Source organism: Streptomyces himastatinicus ATCC 53653 (genome assembly GCF_000158915.1).
Lineage (GTDB): Bacteria > Actinomycetota > Actinomycetes > Streptomycetales > Streptomycetaceae > Streptomyces > Streptomyces himastatinicus.
Genome location: NZ_GG657754.1, coordinates 6,680,788 through 6,683,820 on the forward strand (window position 1 = coordinate 6,680,788; position 3,033 = coordinate 6,683,820).

Annotated in this window: 4 protein-coding genes; 2 read left to right on the forward strand and 2 right to left on the reverse strand. The window is 70.9% G+C overall.

Going from position 1 to position 3,033, the window contains the following annotated elements:
- Nucleotides 1–163: 163 nt before the first annotated feature.
- Nucleotides 164–367: a cold-shock protein gene (locus SSOG_RS28565; protein WP_009717734.1), complete on the reverse strand. Its 204-nt coding sequence runs from the start codon at nucleotides 365–367 to the stop codon at nucleotides 164–166.
- A gap of 298 nt (nucleotides 368–665) precedes the next feature.
- On the opposite strand from SSOG_RS28565, the gene speB reads away from it, so the two are divergent.
- The gene (gene speB / locus SSOG_RS28570) at nucleotides 666–1,652 is read left to right on the forward strand and encodes an agmatinase (RefSeq protein WP_009717735.1); all 987 of its coding nucleotides are present in this window, start codon (nucleotides 666–668) and stop codon (nucleotides 1,650–1,652) included.
- 126 nt (nucleotides 1,653–1,778) lie between these two features.
- Nucleotides 1,779–2,660, forward strand: a complete 882-nt coding sequence (locus SSOG_RS28575) for a DUF8189 domain-containing protein (protein WP_009717736.1) — start codon at nucleotides 1,779–1,781, stop codon at nucleotides 2,658–2,660.
- Between the two features lie 100 nt (nucleotides 2,661–2,760).
- Here SSOG_RS28575 and SSOG_RS28580 read toward each other — a convergent pair.
- Nucleotides 2,761–3,033, reverse strand: a 273-nt coding sequence (locus tag SSOG_RS28580) for a M15 family metallopeptidase (RefSeq protein WP_039938922.1), incomplete at its 5' end; no start/stop codon positions are given.

Genomic DNA, 3,033 nt, shown 5'->3' on the forward strand with positions numbered 1-3,033 from the left:
CGAACGGGGGAGCGGGAGTGTGACCGGGGCTTACGGGGCGAGCGGGCGTAACGGCTCATGCGGCGCCTTCCTGGAACGGGCGGGGATGGGCCCGCGGAAAGCGGGCACGAGCCGGGGCCCGCACCTCTTCAGGTGCGGGCCCCGGCTCGCGGTATGCGCTGCGTCAGGCGGGAACGATGTTCTCGGCCTGCGGGCCCTTCTGGCCCTGCGTGACGTCGAACGTCACCTTCTGGCCTTCCTGGAGCTCACGGAAGCCCTGGGTGGCGATGTTCGAGTAGTGGGCGAAGACGTCGGCGCCGCCGCCGTCCTGCTCGATGAAGCCGTAGCCCTTTTCCGCGTTGAACCACTTCACGGTGCCAGTGGCCATGTCATTCTCCTTCAATGGGGGCCGAACCGGGTTCCACACCTCGCGGAACCCGCGTCGCCGCATTGACCCCATCCGGAAATGACCGGTTAAAACAAAAATGCGCCTGAGGCTACATCCCGTCAGGCGCACATAACGTTCATGGGTACCAAAACTGCAACTATCTCGACCCTAACACGTGCGCGCGCGGACCGGGAGAGACGCCGGTCACCCGGCAATGGACGTGGTGTCCAAATCGCCCGGGCTTGGTACTGGGGAACGTACATGTGGTGGAACGGCCGCTCTGCCTACGCTCGCACTCATGACCGCAAGCGACCGTGAGCCCACAGCATCCCCCGTCGGCCCCGTCGACTCGTCCCGTGTACCGCGTTATGCCGGTCCCGCCACCTTCGCGCGGCTGCCGCGCGTCGACGAGGTCGGTGGCACCGCGGACGTCGCCGTGGTCGGTGTGCCGTTCGACACAGGTGTCTCCTACCGTCCCGGTGCCCGCTTCGGCGGCAACGCCATCCGCGAGGCGTCCCGCCTGCTGCGCCCGTACAACCCGGCGCAGGACGCCGCCCCCTTCGCCCTCGCCCAGGTCGCCGACGCCGGGGACATCGCCGCGAACCCGTTCAACATCAACGAGGCGGTGGAGACGGTCCAGGCCGCCGCCGACGACCTCCTCGACAGCGGCTCCCGCCTCATGACCCTCGGCGGCGACCACACCATCGCCCTCCCGCTGCTGCGTTCCGTCGCCCGCAAGCACGGCCCGGTCGCCCTGCTGCACTTCGACGCGCACCTGGACACCTGGGACACCTACTTCGGCGCCGAGTACACCCACGGCACGCCCTTCCGGCGCGCCGTCGAGGAGGGCATCCTCGACACCGCCGCCCTCTCGCACGTCGGCACCCGGGGCCCGCTGTACGGCAAGCAGGACCTGGACGACGACGCGAAGATGGGCTTCGGCATCGTCACCTCCGCCGATGTCATGCGGCGCGGCGTGGACGAGATCACCGACCAGCTGCGGCAGCGCATCGGCGACCGCCCGCTCTACATCTCCATCGACATCGACGTCCTGGACCCGGCCCACGCCCCCGGCACCGGCACCCCCGAGGCGGGCGGCCTCACCTCCCGCGAACTGCTGGAGATCGTGCGCGGCCTGGCCGGCTGCCACCTGGTCTCCGCCGATGTGGTCGAGGTCGCCCCGGCGTACGACCACGCGGAGATCACCGCGGTGGCGGCCTCCCACACGGCGTACGAACTGACGACGATCATGGCCCGCCAGGTCGCCGCCTCGCGTACGGCCTGAGCGCGTCCGTCCGAGCGCCTCCTCCCTGAGCGCACAGCGGGCGTACTGGTGCCGTCTTCCAGGCGCCTTCGAGCGGCTGCCGCTCCAATGGCCTGATCAGCCGGATCAGGTGAACGGAGGCTCTTCATGGGGAGTTGGACCGACTGGGAGGACATCGGCGGGGCGATCCTCTCGGCGCCGAGCGCGGCGTCCCGGGAGACCGAACGCATGACCGTGGTCGCCCGCAACACCATCAACAAGATCGCCTACCGGTCGTGGACCGAGTCCGGCGGCTGGGACGACTGGAGCGACCTGGGCGGCCCGTTCGCCTACGACCCGGCGATCATCGCCTACCGGCCCGACCGCCACACCGTCTACGGCGTGGGCAACGGGCAGTCGGCGTACCGCAGGACCTACATCGACGGCTCCGGCTGGGAGGGCGGCTGGTCGGCCACCAACGAGGCCACCAAGATCTGGAGCGGGCTCGCCGCGGCGTCGGCGCGGGAAGGCCGGATCGATCTGTTCGGGCTCAACGCGACCAACCAGGTTTTGCACGCGACCGCCCCGCCGGACACCGGATGGGGGCCGTTCAACAACATCGGTGGCACCCTCCAGGGCACGGTCGGTGCCGCGTCCTGGGGCACCGGCCGGGTCGACCTCGTCGCGCGTGGCGCCGCCAGCAACACCTTGTGGCACCGGGTGCTCAACGGCAGCACCTGGTCCACCTGGCGGGACATCGGCACCGGCTTCCTCTCCGGCCCGGCCGTCTGTACCTGGGGCCCCGACCGGCTGGACGTCTTCGCCAAGGGGCAGGACCACCAGATCCTGCACCGCTTCTGGAACGGCCTGACCTGGAGCGCCTGGCTCGACCTGGGCATCTCCGGCACCGACGACAACCCCGCCGCGGTCAGCCGCAAGGAGGGCAACATCGAGTTGTTCATCCGCGGCCGCGACAACCACCTCTACCGGCGTACGTACACCGCCGACGCCGCCGAACTGGACTCCGGAGGTGTCACCGACCCCAGCTGACCCCTCGCGGTCATCGCGCTCACCGTGCCGCCCCGGCCGCCGCCGCCTCCTCCCCTGCCGGCGGCCGGGGCGGTGTCGCTGTGTCCGGTCGCCCGTGCGGTCACGGCGTCTCCGTGAGCGGCCCGGCGAGGTCCCGCGGGCCGTAGAGGGCCGCCGGTGCGCCGGTGTGGAGGGCCCAGTAGCGGTCCCCGTACGACCAGTGCCACCACTCGGTCGGGTAGTTCACAAGCCCGGCCGAGGTCAGCGCCGCGACCAGGGCGTCCCGGTGGGCGCGGGCCTCGGCGGGGATGTTCGCCGCCTCCGTGTAGCAGGCGCGTGCGCTCTCCTCCGGGGTCGCGTCCCAGGGCGTGCCCATGTCCAGCTCGCGCCCGTC

Coding starts and splice junctions, on each gene's coding strand:
- SSOG_RS28565 (WP_009717734.1), bottom strand. CDS start 367: ATGGCCACTGGCACCGTGAAGTGGTTCAACGCGGAAAAGGGCTACGGC.
- speB (WP_009717735.1), top strand. CDS start 666: ATGACCGCAAGCGACCGTGAGCCCACAGCATCCCCCGTCGGCCCCGTC.
- SSOG_RS28575 (WP_009717736.1), top strand. CDS start 1,779: ATGGGGAGTTGGACCGACTGGGAGGACATCGGCGGGGCGATCCTCTCG.